The organism is Fibrella musci (assembly GCF_041321105.1).
Lineage (GTDB): Bacteria > Bacteroidota > Bacteroidia > Cytophagales > Spirosomataceae > Fibrella > Fibrella musci.
In genome coordinates, this window is sequence record NZ_JBGGWD010000006.1 from 101,332 (window position 1) to 119,666 (window position 18,335).

At 58.0% G+C, this 18,335-nt stretch carries 10 protein-coding genes and 1 pseudogene; 8 read left to right on the forward strand and 3 right to left on the reverse strand.

Annotated elements, in window-relative coordinates; all coding sequences use genetic code 11:
• The first annotated feature begins 8 nt into the window (after positions 1 to 8).
• From ACAW74_RS19875 to ACAW74_RS19910, 8 genes and pseudogenes are all read left to right on the forward strand, one after another.
• Complete coding sequence (locus ACAW74_RS19875; RefSeq protein WP_370699975.1) at positions 9 to 2,462, forward strand: ABC transporter permease; 2,454 nt, start codon at positions 9 to 11, stop codon at positions 2,460 to 2,462.
• A gap of 11 nt (positions 2,463 to 2,473) precedes the next feature.
• Positions 2,474 to 3,115 carry a GIN domain-containing protein gene (locus tag ACAW74_RS19880; protein ID WP_370699976.1) on the forward strand — a complete coding sequence of 214 codons (642 nt, stop codon included), beginning with the start codon at positions 2,474 to 2,476 and terminating at the stop codon, positions 3,113 to 3,115.
• A gap of 163 nt (positions 3,116 to 3,278) precedes the next feature.
• Positions 3,279 to 3,637: pseudogene (locus tag ACAW74_RS19885) on the forward strand (ABC transporter permease); the annotation flags it as partial.
• 80 nt (positions 3,638 to 3,717) lie between these two features.
• Positions 3,718 to 4,119, forward strand: a complete 402-nt coding sequence (locus ACAW74_RS19890; protein WP_370699977.1) for a GlcG/HbpS family heme-binding protein — start codon at positions 3,718 to 3,720, stop codon at positions 4,117 to 4,119.
• 245 nt (positions 4,120 to 4,364) lie between these two features.
• Positions 4,365 to 5,471, forward strand: a complete 1,107-nt coding sequence (locus tag ACAW74_RS19895) for an OmpA family protein (protein WP_370699978.1) — start codon at positions 4,365 to 4,367, stop codon at positions 5,469 to 5,471.
• Between the two features lie 344 nt (positions 5,472 to 5,815).
• On the forward strand, positions 5,816 to 8,233 hold the full coding sequence (locus tag ACAW74_RS19900) for an ABC transporter permease (RefSeq protein ID WP_370699979.1): 2,418 nt from the start codon (positions 5,816 to 5,818) through the stop codon (positions 8,231 to 8,233).
• 130 nt (positions 8,234 to 8,363) lie between these two features.
• Positions 8,364 to 10,781: an ABC transporter permease gene (locus tag ACAW74_RS19905; RefSeq protein WP_370699980.1), complete on the forward strand. Its 2,418-nt coding sequence runs from the start codon at positions 8,364 to 8,366 to the stop codon at positions 10,779 to 10,781.
• A gap of 23 nt (positions 10,782 to 10,804) precedes the next feature.
• Positions 10,805 to 13,186, forward strand: coding sequence for an ABC transporter permease (locus ACAW74_RS19910; RefSeq protein WP_370699981.1), 2,382 nt, complete (start codon positions 10,805 to 10,807; stop codon positions 13,184 to 13,186).
• A gap of 19 nt (positions 13,187 to 13,205) precedes the next feature.
• Here ACAW74_RS19910 and ACAW74_RS19915 read toward each other — a convergent pair whose 3' ends face one another.
• From ACAW74_RS19915 to ACAW74_RS19925, 3 genes are all read right to left on the reverse strand, one after another.
• Positions 13,206 to 13,793 (reverse strand): SH3 domain-containing protein, encoded by a 588-nt coding sequence (locus ACAW74_RS19915; RefSeq protein WP_370699982.1) that lies wholly within the window; start codon positions 13,791 to 13,793, stop codon positions 13,206 to 13,208.
• 65 nt (positions 13,794 to 13,858) lie between these two features.
• The gene (locus tag ACAW74_RS19920) at positions 13,859 to 14,995 is read right to left on the reverse strand and encodes an efflux RND transporter periplasmic adaptor subunit (RefSeq protein ID WP_370699983.1); all 1,137 of its coding nucleotides are present in this window, start codon (positions 14,993 to 14,995) and stop codon (positions 13,859 to 13,861) included.
• Between the two features lie 56 nt (positions 14,996 to 15,051).
• Positions 15,052 to 18,303: an efflux RND transporter permease subunit gene (locus ACAW74_RS19925; RefSeq protein WP_370699984.1), complete on the reverse strand. Its 3,252-nt coding sequence runs from the start codon at positions 18,301 to 18,303 to the stop codon at positions 15,052 to 15,054.
• Positions 18,304 to 18,335 lie beyond the last annotated feature (32 nt).

An 18,335-nucleotide genomic window follows, 5' to 3' on the forward strand; every position in this document is an offset into this window, starting at 1 on the left:
ACATCCTTATGTTATCGAACTACATCAAAATCAGCTGGCGGAATCTTGCCAAGCACAAGGCTTTTTCCTTGATCAACGTACTGGGGCTTGCGGCAGGTCTGTCGTGTTGCCTGCTCATCAGCCTTTACATCTTCGATGAACTGAGCTACGATACGCAGCATCCGGAGGTGAGCCGGCTGTACCAGATCGGGACGGTGTTTGTCAGGCCCGATGGGGAAAACAAAACGGCTGCCACTCCCTATCCCGTAGCCGATGCGCTCCGGCAGGAATACCCCGAGATCAGCAGTACGACGCGACTGGTAGGCCTTTTTGCCGAAGATAAAACCTTACTGCGCTACGACGGCCCCGCCAACACAAGGCGCGTTTTTTACGAAACCGACGGCTACCTCGCCGATCCTACATTTTTTGACTTCTTCAACTACGCGTTTGTCGAAGGGCAGGCTCAGGTAGCGTTGAAAGAGCCCAATGCCATTGTGCTCTCGGAAGAAATTGCCCATAAGCTGTTCGGAAACGAGTCGGCGCTCAATAAGGTGGTGCACGTGGAAAGCAACACCAACGGCGACAACAACTACACCGTCACGGGCGTGTTTCGGCCGGGTACGGTGCCGTCGCACATCAACGCACGCTTCTTCCTGTCGTTTGCGGGGGGCGGGCTGGAGCAATACGTGAAAAGCCAGACCGGTATGGCCGGTAACAACATGTTTTTTACGTACCTGAAGCTAAAGCCCGACACCGACGCCCGCAAGCTGGAAGCCAAGTTGCCCGCCTTTGTGGAGAAGTACATGCGTAAAGACCTGAAAGCAGCGGGTTTCGATAAGCGGCAGTTCCTGACGGCCGTAACCGACATTCACCTGCATACCGATCTGACCCACAACGTAACCCCCAACGGTAGCCTGACGTACCTGTACATTCTGTTTTCGGTAGCCGTTTTCACCCTGCTCATCGCCTGCATCAATTTCATGAACCTGAGCACGGCCCGGTCGGCCCGGCGGTCGGGAGAGGTAGGGATCCGGAAGGCGCTGGGAGCAGCGAAAGGGTCGCTGGTAGGGCAGTTTCTGAGCGAGTCGCTACTCGTCAGCCTGTTTGCCTTCGTGCTGGCGCTGGGCGTCACGTGGCTCTTGGTTCCGGTATTTGAACAGGTATCGGGCAAGACGGTCCACTTCTCAACGGGCCAGTTGCTGCTGTTGCTGGGTAGCTTTTTCGGGCTGAGTCTGCTCACCGGTGTGCTGGCGGGCAGTTACCCGGCTTTCTACCTGTCGTCATTCAGGCCCATACTGGCGCTGAAAGGCCGCGAAGGCCGCGCCAGCGGTGGGACTACCGTGTCGCTGCGGCGGGGGCTTGTGGTGTTCCAGTTCACGCTGTCGGCAATCCTGATCATTGCCTCGCTGGTGATTGGGCAGCAGATGACGTTCCTACGCTCGGCCGACCTTGGTTTTACTAAAGACCAGCAACTGGTAATTCCGCTGCGAAGTGCCAACGCCAAGGCCAGCTACACGGCGCTCAAAAATGCCCTAGCCAGCAACACACAGATCGCGGCGGTAGGGGCGTCGGCCTATTATCCGGGTATTTTCAACCCCGAAGATGCCTCGTTTTACGGCGAAGGACAGACAGTACAGCAGGCCGAACGTACCCGGACGAACCGCATCGACTTCGACTACCTGAATACGCTGGCAATTCGGCCCGTAGCGGGTCGGTTATTTTCGCGAACGTACCCAGCCGATACCGGTAACGTCATCCTGAACGAGCGGGCCGTGAAAGAATTGGGCTATGCGTCGCCGCAGGCGGCCATCGGTCAGAAAGCCTACACCGAGCGGAGCGGCACCCGCGAGGGTTTTACGATTGTAGGCGTGGTGAAGGATTTTCATTTTGAAGACCTGCACCTGCCCATCACGCCCTACGCCTTTACCTTGAACGGCGACGGTAACTACAACTACGTGGTGGCGCGGGTTAAGGCAGGTGATATACAGGCCGTATTGCGGTCGGTAGAAGCCGCCTGGCAAAAGACAAACCCCAGCGAGCCGTTTGCTTACAGCTTTCTGGACGATGAGTTTCAGAAAAACTACGTAGCCGAAACCCGGCTGGCAACCGTGGTGGGCTATTTCACGTTCATCGCGATCCTGATTTCGTGCCTAGGCCTGTTTGGGCTGGCGTCGTTCAATGTAGAGCAGCGAACCAAAGAGATCGGTATCCGGAAAGTGCTGGGTGCCACGGTGGGCAACGTCGTGCTGATGCTGTCGGGCGATTTTCTGAAACTGGTCGTCATCGCCATTGTGCTGGCCTCGCCGCTGGCCTGGTACGTGATGCAGCGCTGGCTCGAAAATTTTGCCTACCAGATTCATATCGGTCCGTCGGTCTTTGTGCTGACCGCGCTCGTAGCCCTGCTGATCACCCTCGCCACGGTGAGTTTTCAAAGCATCCGCGCCGCGCTGATGAACCCGGTCAAATCCCTACGGAGTGAATAAACCCATTTTCTATGAAAACGATAGCGATTCTAATGGCTTTGACATTGCCTCTCGGGCTTCAGGCACAAAGCGGGAAATATGATCCGGCAACGGAACTACGCGGCAGTGGTCAGATTATTCGGTCGACCAAAACCGTCGCGGCGTTCGACGCCATCGAAGTTTCGCAGTTCCCGGCCCAGATCACGGTGGAGGTCGGCGCGACGACGGAATCGTCGGTGACCTTGAGCGCCGACGATAACCTGCAACCGCTGGTTCGGATTGTGAGTGAAAACGGCACGCTGCGGCTGTTTGTGGAGGAGGCGCAGAATAAACGGTTCTGGATCAGCAAGGCATCGCTCCGGGTGGTGGTCAAAACCCCGCAGCTAAATCGCTTCACGCACGGTTCCAATAGCGACGTAGTAATCAGCGGCTTGCAGAACAAATCGTTTGATCTGGTCAACGAAGCCAACGGCGAAGTTACGCTACGAGGCCGGACCGATACCTTCAAGCTGGCTAGTTCGGCCAATGGAACCGTCCATGCAGAGACATTGACCACCCAAACTGCCGACATAGTCACGCAGGCCAATGCCACCATCCGGATCAACGCGCAGACGGTGAAAGCGGTTAGCTTAGCCAACGCCACAGTCATTAACGTGGCAAAACGGGGACGATGAAGTCGTAATGGCTTCAACACCCCCGTCACGATGTAGAATGAACGCCGACAGGTACGTTGTTTGGCTGGGTACGTTCAAGCCAAACAAATCAGGTACACCACCCCCAAATCGGCGCAGTTGATGTCGTTGCGACGGGCAGTATGGGCAGGTTTTTACGGCGGCTTCGGCATTGGCTATCCTGATCGCCTGCTTGGGCCTGTTTGGGCTGGCTACGTTTATGGCCCAGCAGCGCACCAAAGAAATCGGGGTACGTAAGGTACTGGGTGCCAGCGTAGCCAGTATCGTGGTTCTGCTTTCCAAAGACTTTGTGCAACTGGTGGTGATCGCCATCGTAATCGCCCCGCCACTGGCGTGGCGGGCCATGCACCGCTGGCTACAGGGGTTTGCCTACAAGATCGAGATCGAGTGGTGAGTTTTTGCAGGCGCAGGTACGTTGGCCATCGCTGTTGCCCTGCTGACGTGAGTTTCCAGAGTATCCGGGCAGCCCTGCTGAATCCGGTGACGAGTTTGCGGTCCGAATAAAGCCCCTACGGTAAGTTTGACAGGCATCCGCAACAAAGGGTTGTTAACACTCTGTTGTCTAACCAAACTACTAGCGCGTTATGAACATTACACTGGAACAGGCTGAAAAGGCGATTAAGGCGGCCAAAGCGAAAGCCGTTGACATCAATACGCTGATGAACATTGCCATTGTCGACGCGGGAGCGAATTTGGTCGCTTTTGCCCGCATGGATAACGCCTGGCTTGGCTCTGTCGATATTGCTCAGCGAAAAGCCCGTACGGCCCGCTATTTCGATATGCCGACGGGTGAGCTGGGCAAGCTGTCGCAGCCGGGGGGGGCACTTTATAACATCGAACACGCCAACGGCGGACTGATTACGTTTCCCGGTGGCCTTCCCATCAAGGATGCCAGCGGTACCATCATTGGCGCCATCGGCGTGTCGGGTAGTACGGTTGAAAACGACCATACCGTCGCGCAGGCGGGCGTCGAGGCGCTCAGTTAAGGGTCGCTGGATTTGCGCCATTCTGGGTTAAGTCGTAGTCGTCTGCCGCATTAGCGTGAAACGACGGGTGTTTGCAGGTGTAGGTACGTCGGCCGAGGGTCTCGTCGCGCTACCGGTGCCTCCGCCAGGCGGCGCTGATGCCGAGTCTACGGTCAGCGTAACGAATTCCGCCGGTTGATAGCTGGCGTGTGTGGAATCGGTCTGGTTACCGTATCTTATGGTATAGTCAAGTAACCAGACCGACCATGCTTCTGTCACGCCTGTTGCTACCGATGGCTCTGCTGGGTTGCTATCTGGCATCGTTTGGTCAGTCGGCCAAGCCTGCCTCAACGGCGGTGTCTGGCCTGACGGGCACCTATTACATGGGCCAAAATTTCGACCGTAAGGTGTTCACGCGGGTTGATCCTGCCATCAATTTTAAGTGGTGGCATAAGCCGCCGGGGCCGGGCCTTGAGGCGGAGTATTACTCGATTCGCTGGGTTGGTCGGCTCTTTGTGCCGGTTACCGGTCGCTATCGGTTCTCGGTGGAAGTCGACGACGGCATTCGCCTTTGGGTAGGGGGGCGCCGGATTATCGACTCTTGGGGGCTGCATAATAACGACCGGTTTGAAGGCAGTGTCGACCTCGTTGCCAATCACTACTACGATCTCCGCATCGACTATTTCAACGCCATCCTCGAAGGCGAAATCAAACTGTATTGGGTTATTCCCGACGAGAAATCGACAAATCCCTTCGTTGGGCCACCGAGGCAGCTCATCGGAGCGGAATACCTGGGCCGCGAGCCTGTCCGATTAGTAGTGAAACCGGCTAAACCAGCCTCCCTCTCGTCTACTCCGCCCCCCACCGTTGCCCGGTCAACGACTAAACCTGTCACCAAACCGACGATTACAGTACCGCCCGCCAGGCAGCAGACCCCCCGAACTCCGCCGCCTGCTCCAACGCGCACCGTCGCACCGCCTGTTGCCGAAAGCGCGGTGGCCCCGTCGGCACCCGTTTTCGAGCAGTTGACGGTGGGGAAGAAAGTCGTGCTTCAGCACGTCTTTTTTGAGCAGAGCGATTACCGCCTGCTGCCCGCATCCTACGCCGAACTGGATAAGCTGGTCCGCACCCTGCAACAGCAACCCACGCTGCGCCTCGAAATTGCTGGGCATACCGATAGTGTGGGTGATCCCCGCCTAAATATGGCCCTGTCGGAGAACCGCGCGAAGGTGGTCACCAATTACCTTGTCCGGCACGGCATTGGCGAAGAACGGCTCGAGCCTAAAGGGTACGGCGGGTCGCTGCCCCTCACCGACAACGGGGGAGAAGCCGCCCGCGCTCAGAACCGACGTGTCGAGTTTATTGTCAAGTAGTCTCAGTGGCCCCTGGCAACAGACTGTCCGCTCGTAGTCCAGAAACGGACAGGCGTTTCGGATAAAAAATCACCTTTATACGCTGAAACGAGCCTTGCTCACGATTTCTTTTCAGAGCGCCCGGGCGGCGCCGATGAATCCGGTGACGAGCTTGCGTATGGAGTAGGTGCAGGGGCATCGGGCCAAGTCGTGACTCGGTGCCTCTTGTCCGTAAATGCCGTTCGGCTGTCCATTTGCGGACAAATACGTTTGATTTTGGTGATGCAAGAAATTGATTTTCAAATAGTTGTGATTATGGTACGGCGTTTGGATTAACTTTCATCAAATCAATTAACGGGCGGCTTATGCTTACGAATTACCTCAAAATCGCGTTTCGCAGTCTCTGGAAAAACCGGGGTTATACGGCCATCAACGTGGTGGGGCTGGGTGTCGCTTTCTGTATCAGCGTATTTCTGCTGCTGACGGCCTATGTGCATCTGACGTACGACTCATTCCATGACGATGGCGACCGGATTTTTCAAACGTATTTCGCGGCCAACGATCCCGAACGCCCAACGAAGTCGGCCACGATGCCGATGCCGTTGGCCCCAACGCTGAAGGCGGAGTTTCCTGAACTGGAAGCCGTGGTGCGTGTGCAGGTGGGGCGCAAAACGCTGGTGGAGGCCAATGGGAAGTATGTCGACAAACTAATCAACTATACCGATCCTGATTTTCTGAAGCTGTTCACGTTTCCACTGATTAGTGGTAACCAGGATGGCGTACTGCGCGAGCTGGGCAGCGTTGTCATCAGCGAAAACATGGCTCACGATCTGTTTGGGGCGGCCAACCCGGTGGGGAAACGGCTGCGCATCGGTGGCAATGGGGCGCAGCGTGACTGTATCGTAACGGGTGTTTTGGCCGACGTACCTGATAATTCCACGATCCGGTTTGATGCGCTCGTTCGGATCGAAGACGCACCGGGTTACGCCAGCAGCAAAACCCGGTGGGAAGACCGGCTCCAACAGGTGTTTCTCAAACTGTCGCCTCAACTGAGTCAGGCTACGTTGGAAACGCGACTCAAAGCCTTCACCCAGAAATACTTTCAATCCGATATCGACGGGTTGAAACAGAAAAAGGCGCAGCCCGATGCGCACGGCGATCTGTTTGCCATTCGCCTGCAATCCCTTGCCGATGTGCATTTCAGCCGTGGGATGAGCGATAACAAAGGCACGCCCGTCGCCGTGATTTACGTGCTGATGGGGATGGCCTTTTTCATCCTGTCGATTGCCTCCATCAACTTCATCAACCTGAGCATTGCCCGGTCGTTTACGCGGGCGCGGGAGGTTGGGGTTCGCAAGTCGCTGGGAGCGCTTAAGGGCAATCTGTTCCTGCAGATCTGGAGCGAGTCCGGGCTGGTTTGCCTGTTGGGTTTTGTATTGGGGGCCGCGCTGGCCAACGGCCTGATGCCCGCTTTCAACGCTCAGTTTGGGGCTAAACTCAAGCTGGAGAGCGTGCTTCAGCCCGGCTTTATCGGGATGAGTCTGGCGGTGGTGGCGTTGGTGACGCTGGTGGCCGGTGGGTATCCCGCCTGGCAAATGGCCCGGTTCAATACCATCGAGGTCTTAAAAGGAAACGTGACGGCCAAACGGCCCGGTGCGCTGCGCAATGCGCTCATCGTCACGCAGTTTGCGCTGTCGTGCCTGCTGACCTGCTGCACCATCATCGCCTTTCAGCAGGTGGGGTATCTGCGCAGTAGCCCGCTCGGGTTTGATAAGGAGCAGGTAATCAGTATTCCGGTGGGCAATCAGGTAGATGGTCGGCAGGTGCTGAACCGGCTGCGTAACCGCCTTGCCAATGACCCGACGATACTGGCCGTAACGGGCACGGGCGTGAATCTGGGCCGGGGCAAAGACCGGGTTAGTTCGCGCAGCACGATCGGGTTTACGCACAAGGGCAAACAACTCAGCACCGACGGGCTGCTGATCGATTACGATTACCTGAAAACCCTGAACATCAAGCTGCTGGCCGGGCGCGATTTCAACCGCGCCTACGCCGCCGATTCGTCGCGTCGGGTCATCGTCACGCAGAGTCTGGCCCGGCAAATGGGGGTTGCCAACCCCGTAGGTACGTTGCTCGGCGACGATGCCGATAAGCTGCAAATCATTGGCGTAGTGCCCGATTTTCGGCTCTACTCGGTTGCCGAACAGGCCACCCCGATCATGATGTACCTCTCCAACAACGAACCCATCCACTACGTCTTTGTTCGGGTGTCGCCGCAGAGCTTGGCAAGCGCGATGGAGAAGCTGCAAAAAGCCTGGGCCGAGGTAGCACCGCAGTCGGAGTTTCTGGGGTCGTTCCTGGATGAAAACGTCGACGCCTGGTATCAGAACGAAGAGCAGCTTTCGCAGGTGTTGAGCCTGGCGGCCGGTATTGCCATCATGCTCTCGTGTATCGGGTTGTTTGCCATCGCCCTGCTGATGATCGAACAGCGGACCAAAGAAATTGGCGTGCGGAAAGTGCTGGGTGCCAGCATTCCCGGTCTGGTGCTGCTGCTCTCGCGTGACTTTGTCAAACTGGTGTTGATTGCGCTGGCGATTGCCGTGCCGCTGGCCTGGTTTGGGATGGACACCTGGCTGGCCAACTACGCCCGCCGCGTGGCTATCAGCCCGTGGGTATTTATGAGCGTGGGCGTATCGGCTCTGTTGATTGCCCTGCTGACGGTGTCTTTCCACAGCATCAAAGCCGCCCTGATGGATCCCGTAAAAACGCTTCGAAGCGAATAAGCGTAGGGTGGGAGAAAAGGCATGGATTGCAGGGATGGCATGGGTCGCACGGGCCCAATCCCCGCGCTGTGCTCTTCCCTGCCATCCTTGCCATCCCTGCTTTTCCCCCGCCTTTTAAACCCCAACGAATATGCTACGGAATTACCTGAAAATTGCAGTCCGGAACCTGTGGAAAAACAAGGTGTATTCGGGCATGAACATCGTTGGTCTGGCGCTGGGTCTGGCCTGCTGCACGGCCATCGGCCTTTACGTGGTCGATGAGTTTCAGTACGACCGCTTCCACACCAATTTCGACCGCATCTACCGCCTTGCCGAGCACCAGAAACAGGCAGACGGCTGGCACGATGTGGTCGTGACGCCGGGACCGCTCGCGCCTGCGCTCGCCCGTGACTTTCCCGAGGTGGCTCAAACGCTTCGGATTGGCAATTGGGGCGGCGTGCTCAGTCAGGGGCGGCAGGTAGCCGAAGCGGAGCACATGTTGATTGTCGACCCGTCGCTTTTTAGCCTGTTCGACTTCCCGCTGGTAGCTGGAAATCGGCAGCAGGTGCTGCGGAGCCCCAACGACCTGGTCATCAGCGAAAGCATGGCGGCGCGGCTGTTTGGCGCCAACTGGGCGCGGATGGGCATTATCGGGAAACCCGTTTCCTTCAACAACGAGCAAACCTTTACGTTGTCAGGCGTGGTAAAAAACCCGCCCGTTCGGTCGCACCTTCAGTTCGACGTGTTGCTGCCTTACGCTTGGCAGGAAAAAAACGATAAGTGGAGCCAAAAGTGGAACAGCAACAATTACCACACCTATATCCTGCTCAACACCGACCGCGTGGGTACGTCGACAAACCTCGCCGCCTTTGCCGACAAACTGAGCCACCAACTTAACCGCTATAATGGCGACAGCGAAACAACCCTATATCTGCAACCGCTGGCCGATATCTACCTCAAGTCGAAGTTTGATTTCCAGACCGATTGGGGAAAACGAAGCGACATTCTCTACGTGCGCATTTTTCTGGCTGTGGGGCTTATTGTGCTGCTGATTGCGGTGGTCAACTTCATCAATCTGGCTACGGCGCGGGCCTCGCAACGGGCGCGGGAGGTAGGTGTCCGCAAGGCTATCGGCGCGCAGCGGATTAGCCTGGTTGCGCAATTTCTGGGCGAATCGCTGCTGATGACGAGCCTGGCCGTGGGGGTGGCGTTGCTGTTGTTGCAGAGCCTGTTGCCGTTATTCAACGACCTGTCGGGTAAACAGTTGAGCATTCCGGCTGATGAACCTCGGTTCTGGCTGACGCTGGCCGGGCTGACGGGCGTGGTGAGCCTGCTGACGGGCCTCTATCCGGCGTTTTTCCTGTCGTCGTTCCGGCCGGCGCGGGTGTTGAAAAGCACGTCGCTCTCGCTGGGTTTATCGGTGAAGTCGGGGCAGGCGTTTCGGCAGTCGCTAGTGGTGGGGCAGTTTGCGCTGGCCGTGGGGCTGGTCATCGGCAGTGTGGTTATCTACCGCCAACTGGCGTTTATGCAAACCAAAAAACTCGGGTTCGACAAATCGCAACTACTATATGTGCGGATGAAAGGCGATCTGCGGACGAAGGCGTTGACGCTCAAACGCGAGATCGAACAACTGCCCGGCGTGGCGAGCGCCGCCGCTACCACCAGCAACCTGGTCGACATTACTAATTCGTCGGAAATCGAATGGGAAGGGCAGCGCGCCAACGACAAGTTCCTGATTACGCAGATGAACGTCGATGCTGATTTTATGAAAACGACGGGAATGCAACTGGCCGCCGGCCGGAATTTTTCATGGCGCATCCCGTCGGATACGTCAGGTACGTTGGGAGCCTTTATGATCAACGAAACGGCGGCCCGGCGGATGGGCTGGACACCCGCCACGGCCCTTGGTAAACGGGTCAAATTCTGGGGGCCGTCGGGGATCATCGTCGGGGTGCTGAAGGATTTCCACTTCCGGCCCCTGCGCGTGGCGATCGAGCCGTTTATCTTCCGGTTCCGGCCCGACAACCCGTATTTCACCCTGCTCGTAAAAACAAAAGCGGGCGCCTCCATGCCGCAAACCATCGCCGATCTGTCGAAGCGCTACAGCCAGTACGAGCGCAACAGCCCCATCAGCTACGGCTTCGTCGATCAGGAGCTGGATGCGCAATACCACGTTGAGCAACGCACGGGGCGGATCATCCTGTACTTTTCGATCCTGTCGGTATTCGTATCGTGTCTGGGCCTGTTTGGGCTGGCAACCTTCACCGCCGAAAGCCGAACCAAGGAGATTGGTATCCGGAAAGTGCTGGGAGCCAGTGTCGCCAACGTGGTAATATTGCTCTCGAAAGACTTCCTGAAACTGGTGGTGATCGCCATCGTGATTGCTTCGCCGCTGGCCTGGTGGGCCATGACCGAGTGGCTGACCGACTTCGTCTACAAAATTCAGATCGAGTGGTGGATGGTTGCGGGTGCAGGTACGTTGGCGGTTGGCATTGCCCTGCTGACCGTCAGTTTCCAGAGCGTAAAAGCGGCGCTGCTGAACCCGGTAAAGAGCCTGCGTACCGAATAAGTAACGTCTACTCTGACACACACATGCTGCGGAACTATTTAACGATCACCTTCCGGACACTGCTGCGGGCAAAAGGCTACACGTTTCTGAATATGGCTGGGCTGGCCGTGGGAATGGCAGCGTCTGCGCTCATTTTTTTATGGATACAGAGCGAGCTGACCTACGACCGCTTCTACCAGAAAACGGATCGGCTGTTTCAGGTCTACAACCAGGATGTCCTTAGCGGCGAGGCGCAGGTCTGGGAAACCACGCCACGCCCGCTGGCGCCTACGCTCAAACACAACTACCCCGATATTGAAGAGGCTGCCCGCTACCGCCCGGCAACCCTGCTGCTGGGCACCGGTGATAAGGCGCTCAATGTGGATGGCGCTTTCGTTGATCCCGCATTTCTGAGCCTGTTCGACGTTTCATTCCGCGCGGGCGATCCGCTAAAATCGCTGGCCGACAAGAGTGGCATCGTAATTACCAGGACGCTGGCACAAAAACTGTTTGGCAGCGCCGACGCCCTGGGTAAGGTCGTCCAGATCGACCATAAAGACAGCTTTTCGGTAACGGGCGTGCTAGACGACCTGCCAAACAACACCCGGTTTAACGGGGTGTCTTATCTGCTTCCGTATGCGTATTTTGTGTCCTTAGGCTGGGGATCCGACGAGTGGGTTTCCAACAACGATTACACCTTCGTCACACTAAAAAGCAAGGCCGACCCGGCGGCGGTTGGCGCGAAGATCAAAGGGGTTACGGCCGCTCAGCTTAAAGGAAAACTCGATGACGTTTCGCACCGGCAGCTTCTTCTGCATCCGGCCAGCAAGTGGCATCTGTATTCGAAGCAGGAAAACGGCCAATTAGTCGCTGGTAAGATCGTGACTGTGCGGCTGTTCGGGTTGGTGGCGGTGTTTATTCTGCTGATTGCCGCCGTCAATTTCATCAACCTGAGCACCGCCCGTAGCGAGAAACGCGCCAAAGAAGTGGGTATCCGGAAGGTAGCCGGTGCGCAGAAATCGTCGCTTGTGGTTCAGTTCATCGGTGAGTCGGTGATGCTTGCCTGCCTGGCGGGCCTGCTGGCGTTGCTGTTGATGGTAGTCTGCCTCCCCACGTTCAATACCCTTACGGGGAAAGCCCTCTCCCTGCACATCGATTCAGTGGGGTTCTGGCTTGCAGCTGTTGGTTTCGTCGTGCTCACGGGGCTACTGGCTGGTAGTTACCCCGCCTTTTTCCTCGCTGGCTTTCAGCCAATCAAGGTGATGAAGGGCACGTACCGCCCGCCGAAAGCCGCCTTTTCGCCCAGAAAAGGATTGGTGGTGATGCAGTTTACGTTTGCTGTTGTGCTGATTATGGCCACGTTGGTGATTCAGCAGCAGATTCGCCATGCCCAGCGCCGGGAAAGCGGTTATAACCCAACCAATCTGTTGTTTACGTACCTGTCGGGCGATCTGCCAAGCCACTACGGTACGTTGCAACAAGACCTGATTCGCAGCGGTGCTGCCGTGTCGGTCACGCAATCAATGGGCCCCATGACCGACATCAACACCCGCCAATGGGGGCTGGCGTGGCCGGGTAGTACCAAGGCGGATAAAGATATTGAGTTTGACCGCTTTGGGGCCGACGCCGATTTCCTGAAAACGACGGGGGCTGCGTTGCACAGCGGGCGGGACATCGACATCCGAACGTACCTGACCGATTCAACGGCGGTTTTGCTCAACGAAACGGCGGTCAAAACCATGCGCCTGAGCAATCCAATCGGGGCTAGTGTGCGGTTCATGGGCCGCGACTGGCATGTGGTGGGCGTGTTGAAGGATTTCATCTTTGCGTCGCCCTACGAACCCGTCAAACCGGTACTTGTGGCGGGGCCGGGCGGTCCGCTTTCGCTGGGTTGGTCAAGTATCCGGCTGAATCCGGCAAACCCAACGGCCGCCAATCTGGCGTTGATCGAAGCGGTTTTCAAGAAGCACAATCCGGACTATCCCTTCGAGTACTCGTTTGCCGACGAATCGTATAAAGCCAAGTTTGCTGATGAACAGCGCGTTGGCTCGCTGACGGGCCTGTTTTCTGGGCTGACCGTCTTCATTGCCTGTCTGGGTCTGTTCGGACTGGCGGCGTTCACCGCGCAGCAGCGAACCAAAGAAATTGGCGTGCGGAAAGTGCTGGGTGCCACGGTGGGCAGCGTCATTCAGCTCTTAACCAAAGAGTTTGTGCAACTCATGGGGCTGGCTTTTCTGATTGGGGCGCCCATTGGATGGTACGCCATGGAACGTTGGCTTCAGGATTACCAGTATCGTATCACCATCGGGGTCGGCGTGTTTGCCCTAACCCTGCTGATTGCCCTCCTGATCGTCTTGCTGACGGTTTCGTTCCAGAGTATTCGGGCTGCGCTGATGAACCCGGTGAAAAGTCTGCGGTCGGAGTAGGTACGTTGCCGCCAACGTATCAGGGTGCCGCACTGACAGACACAGGCTCTGCGGGCTGAAGCATACGCCGGGGAACATAGCCTTGGCCCAGGCGGCTTTGCACCAGATAGTAGCCCGGCACCGTTTGGAGCAGCGTAACCGGTTCGCCTCCCGGTAACAGGTGCAGCCGCCGTGAGTGGAAATCGGGCCGCCGAAACAGGGGCGTATGCGCCTGCGTCACGTACCCAGCCCCTGCCCAGATTGGCGGTTCGGGGCTGGGTACGTTGCTTCGCCGCCAGTCGATAAGGCTGCGTTTGGTCTGCTCCTGAATGCGTTGCAGAAATAGCATGGCCGATTCGTACACCGCCGGCTCGCCATAGTCGGCACCTATCGCTCTCAGCTGATACAGGTACGTTAGCAGCGACTCCTGAAGCGTTGAATAGGTCGGTGGGTCGACGGTCGATAGCTGGTTCAGCGCTTTGCCGACGGTGATAAGTTCTTCCTGAATCAGCCGGGCGTGGACCTGATAAGGCGTTTCGGGCTGATGCGGTTCAATCAGAATGCCCACACGGATAGGGTCGGTAGGCAGGTTGCCGTTGTCGATTTGCGCCATAGCGGGACTGGCCATCAACAGGCTAAATCCCAACCAGCGCAGCCATCGGGCCGAACCCGAAAACCACCCCCTTATCCCGCTCATTTCCGCGCCGAAACGGTCTGCCCGTCCCGGATTTCTTCCGACGCCGTGCGCACGATGGCCATGCCGGGTTTCAGGTCGCCGAACACTTCGACCAGACTATCCACGATGTTTCCCTTCTGCACCGTCACCCACTGCGCCCGTCCGTCGCTCACCCGAATCACGAACAGTCGCTCGCTTGAACTGACGACGGCCGTGGTGGGAACAAACAGCGTTTTGGCGGAACGCTCAACGGGCAGCGTAACCTCGGCATACATGCCCGCCTTAAGATCGTGTCCCGCGTTGTTGACGTCGAACTCGGCCACCATTGATCGGTTGGCTTCGATCAGGCTTTCGCTGGTGCGGGCCAGCCGGGCGTTGAAACGCCGTTCAGGAATGGCACTGACGGTAAACGACACCGCACTCCGGGCGGGCAACTGGTTGGCAAACGCTTCGGGAATGGCCACCGTGAGGCGGAGCGTCCGACTGTCTTCCAGCACAAACAGAGGCTTGCCGCTATCGCCCGCCCCTACGAGCGCGCCAGGGCTGATGTTCCGTTCGATCACGACGCCATCGAATGGGGCCGTGATGGTGAGGTACTGCCGAAGTTCGGTCTTTGCCTGGAAATTGGAGCGGGCGGCCTGCACCGTGCCCCGCGCCACGGCCACCATCGCGCTGTCGGCCTGCATGCGGGCCTGCGCCTGATCGAGTTCGTTGGCCGATACGGCGCCTTCTGTTTTGGCAGTCTGCACCAGGCGCTGATACACCAGTCGGCTGGCGCGGGCGCGGGTGGTTTGCTCCACCAGCGTGGCCTCCTGCGCCTGTAACTGCGCCTGTGCGCCACTCAGTTCGGCCAGCACCTCGGGCGCTTCGAGCCGGGCCAGTACCTGCCCTTTCCGCACGGCCGTGCCCCGGTCGACTGACAGGCTGCGCACGTAGCCCTTCACCTTGGCGTACATGTTCACCCGGTTCCAGGGCTTCAGTTCCCCAGGCAGCGTGACGCGCTTGCTGGGTTGCAGTGACTGTACATCGACCACTACCACCGATTGGACCTCAGGTTCTTTTTTGGCCGATTTGTTATCACTCACGGCCGAGGTGCAGGCCACAAATCCCGCCGCCAGGCAGGCGGGGCCAAGTAGTTTCAAAAAGACGTTCATAAGCAAAGCGTGAAAGAGCGAAAGACTGAATGCGTGAAGGCTGGTTTGCTGAATGGCTATCGGACGGACACCCCGTTGACCCCCACCTTGTTTAGTGTCACGTGGTTGAAGAATTTGCTGTCGGGATCTTCGGGATCGAGCGACACCGACTGAAGCGCGGCTTTGGTCTGGAATTGGGTGAACACGCAGGGCAGAATCAGCAGGGCGGCCAGCGTAGAGGCAATCAGCCCACCAATCACGGCCTGCCCGAGTGGGGCAATCTGATCGCCGCCTTCACCCAGGCCCGAGGCCATCGGCACCATACCCGCAATCATGGCGATACTCGTCATCAAGATGGGCCGAATCCGGCTGTTGGCGGCCATCACGACGGCCCGGTACGTATCGCCCGTTTCGAGGCGCAGGTTTTCGGCGTTGGTCACCATCAGAATGGCGTTGGCCACCGATACGCCCACCGACATAATCAGGCCCATGTACGATTGCAGGTTGAGCGTAGCCCCGCAGGCCAGCAGCATCAGCAGCGCGCCCGCTACCACCGCCGGAATCGCCGACAGAATTACCAGCGACAGTTTGAACGACTGGTAGTTGGCCGCCAGCAGCAGGAAGATGATCACGATGGCCACCAGCAGACCCGTTTGCAGGCTGCTCAGCGTGTCGGCCAGCAGACGCGTTTGGCCGCGCAGTTCAACCATCACGCCGCGCGGTGGCTCACCGGCTTCCTTAATCGCCAGCAACACGTCTTTCTGGGCGGTGCCGAGGTCTTTCTCCTGCAAATTGGCCGTGATGGTCACGAGCCGGTTCGGGCCGGAACGGTCGTATTCGCCCGCCGTGGTGCCTTCCGAAAACGTCGCCACATCCGACAGCAGCGGGTGCATTTCGCCCGACCGCAGCGGAATGTTGCCGATGTCGTTGGGTGTGGTCATCTGGTATTCGGGAATCTGCACCTGCACCTGATAGGCCAGCCCTTTCGATTCGTCGAGCCAGAGATTTTTATCCGTAAACCGGCTCGACGACGTGGCCGCCACCATCGACCGGGCAATCTGGGTCGACGTTACGCCCAATTGACCGGCCCGCTCGCGGTTCAGGTTCACGTTCAGGATGGGGTAGGCCAGCGGTTGGGCCACCTGTACGTCGCGCAGGTACGTTATCCGGCTCAGCTGCCCCTTGATCTTGTCGGCAAACCGGCCCGCTTCCTGAAGGTTTTTAGCCGCCACCGTCACTTCAATGGGCGTGGCCGAGCCCTGACTCATGATCTTGTCGACGAGTTCGATCGGCTCGAACGAAATCCGCGCGTTGGGCAGTTGCTTCGCGATTTGCTGACGAAGCTGTTCTTTCAGCGCGTCCATGTTGACCGGGTGCGCCTCATTCAACGATACCTGCAACACGGCTTCGTGCGGTCCGCTGTTGAAGACGAAGATGTTCGACGTACCGTAGCTGGACGGCACCGTGCCCACGTAGGCCGACGAGATGTCGACGTTGTCGGGACCTACTTCTTTCTTGATGATATCCAGCACGTTCAGGGTGGCCAGCTCGGTACGTTCGACGCGCGTGCCGTCGGGCACCCGGAGCCGGAGCTGAAACTGGTGGCTGTTGGCGTGGGGCAGAATATCGGTGCCGATCACCGTGAAGCAGAGCCCGATCAGCAGCAGTGAGCCCACCAGGTAACCGCCCACTACCAGCCCGCGCCGGTTCAGAATGCGTTCGAGCAGGGCCGAATACCGGCGTTTGAACTTCTCGAAACCCGTCGGGTTGGGTTCGGGGTGCGCCGCTTCCCGGATCATCGTCTGCCGTTCGGAAGCGTCGAGCGTATGAGTGGCGGGTTCGTGGGCAACGTGGCTTTTCAGCAGCCAGTTGGCCAGCACCGGCACGAACGTTTGCGACAGCAGAAACGACGCGATCATGGCAAACCCTACTGATAGCGACAGGGGCAAAAACATGGAGCGAGGCACACCGCTCATGACGAAGGCAGGCGCGAACACGGCCAGAATCGCCAGCAGAATCAGAAATTCGGGGAAGACGATCTCTTTGCAGGCATCCCAGATGGCGATGGCCTTCGGCTTGCCCATCTCCAGGTGCTGGTGAATATTCTCGATACTCACCGTGGCCTGATCGACCAGAATCCCGATGGCCAGCGCCAGGCCCGACAGCGTCATGATGTTGATGGTTTGCCCGAACAGGTTGAGCAGAATCACCGCCGACAGAATCGAGATCGGGATGGTCAGCACCACGATGATTACGCTTCGCCAGTCGCGCAGGAAGAGCAGCACCATTAGCCCCGTCAGCACGGCCCCCAGCAGCCCTTCCGTCACCAGGCTTTTCAGCGCGTTGGTCACATACACCGACTGATCGAATTCGTACGAAATCTTTACGTCTTCGGGCACGGCGTTTTGCAGGTCGGGCATGGCTTTGCGGATGTTGTTCACCACATCGAGCGTAGAGGCGTCCGACTTTTTCACCACCGGGATATACACCGCCCGCCGCCCGTTGACGAGTGCATAACTCACCGTGACGTCGGCGGCATCTTCCACCGTGCCCACGTCGCGTACAAACACCGTGGGACCGCTGCCCACGCGGATGGGGATGTTCAGGAAGTCTTCGGGTTTCTTCACCAGCGAGTTCACCGGCGTCATCAGCGTTTTTTCGCCGATGCGGATGTTACCGGCTGGCGACGGCTGGTTGTTGGTGACAATTGCCTTGATGATTTCTTCCGGTGTGAGCTGGTAACTCCGGATCAGCTGCGGATTTACCCGCACCACGATGGTCCGCTGGTTACCGCCAAAGGGCGGCGGGCTGGATACGCCGGGAATGCGGGAGAACATGGGCCGCACCCGCGACGAGGCAAAATCCTGAATCTCGTTGAGTGAGCGCGTGGGACTTTCAAATACCAGCTGCCCCACCGGCACCGAACTGGCGTCGAAGCGCACCACCTGCGGCGGCACGGTGCCATCGGGCATATAGGCTTTCGCCCGCGACACGTTGTTGGCGACTTCGGCCGCGGCCTGCGCCATGTCGGTGCCGGGGTAAAACTGAAGCTTGATGAGCGACAGGCCCTGAATAGTCTTCACGTCGATGTCGCGGATGCCCGACACATAGAGGAAGTGATCCTGGTAGCGCGTGGCAATAAAGCCGTCCATCTGATCGGGCGCCATACCGCCGTAGGGCTGTACCACGTAGATCGTCGGTAGATCGAGGTTCGGAAAAATATCGACCGGAATCGTAAACAGCGACATTACCGAGAAAAACAGGATGGCCACCACGCCCACGACCACCGAAATGGGCTTACGCAGGGCAGAACGAATGAGTTGTTGCATAGGAGGTTGTCATTAAGCTTTGCTTACCCCCG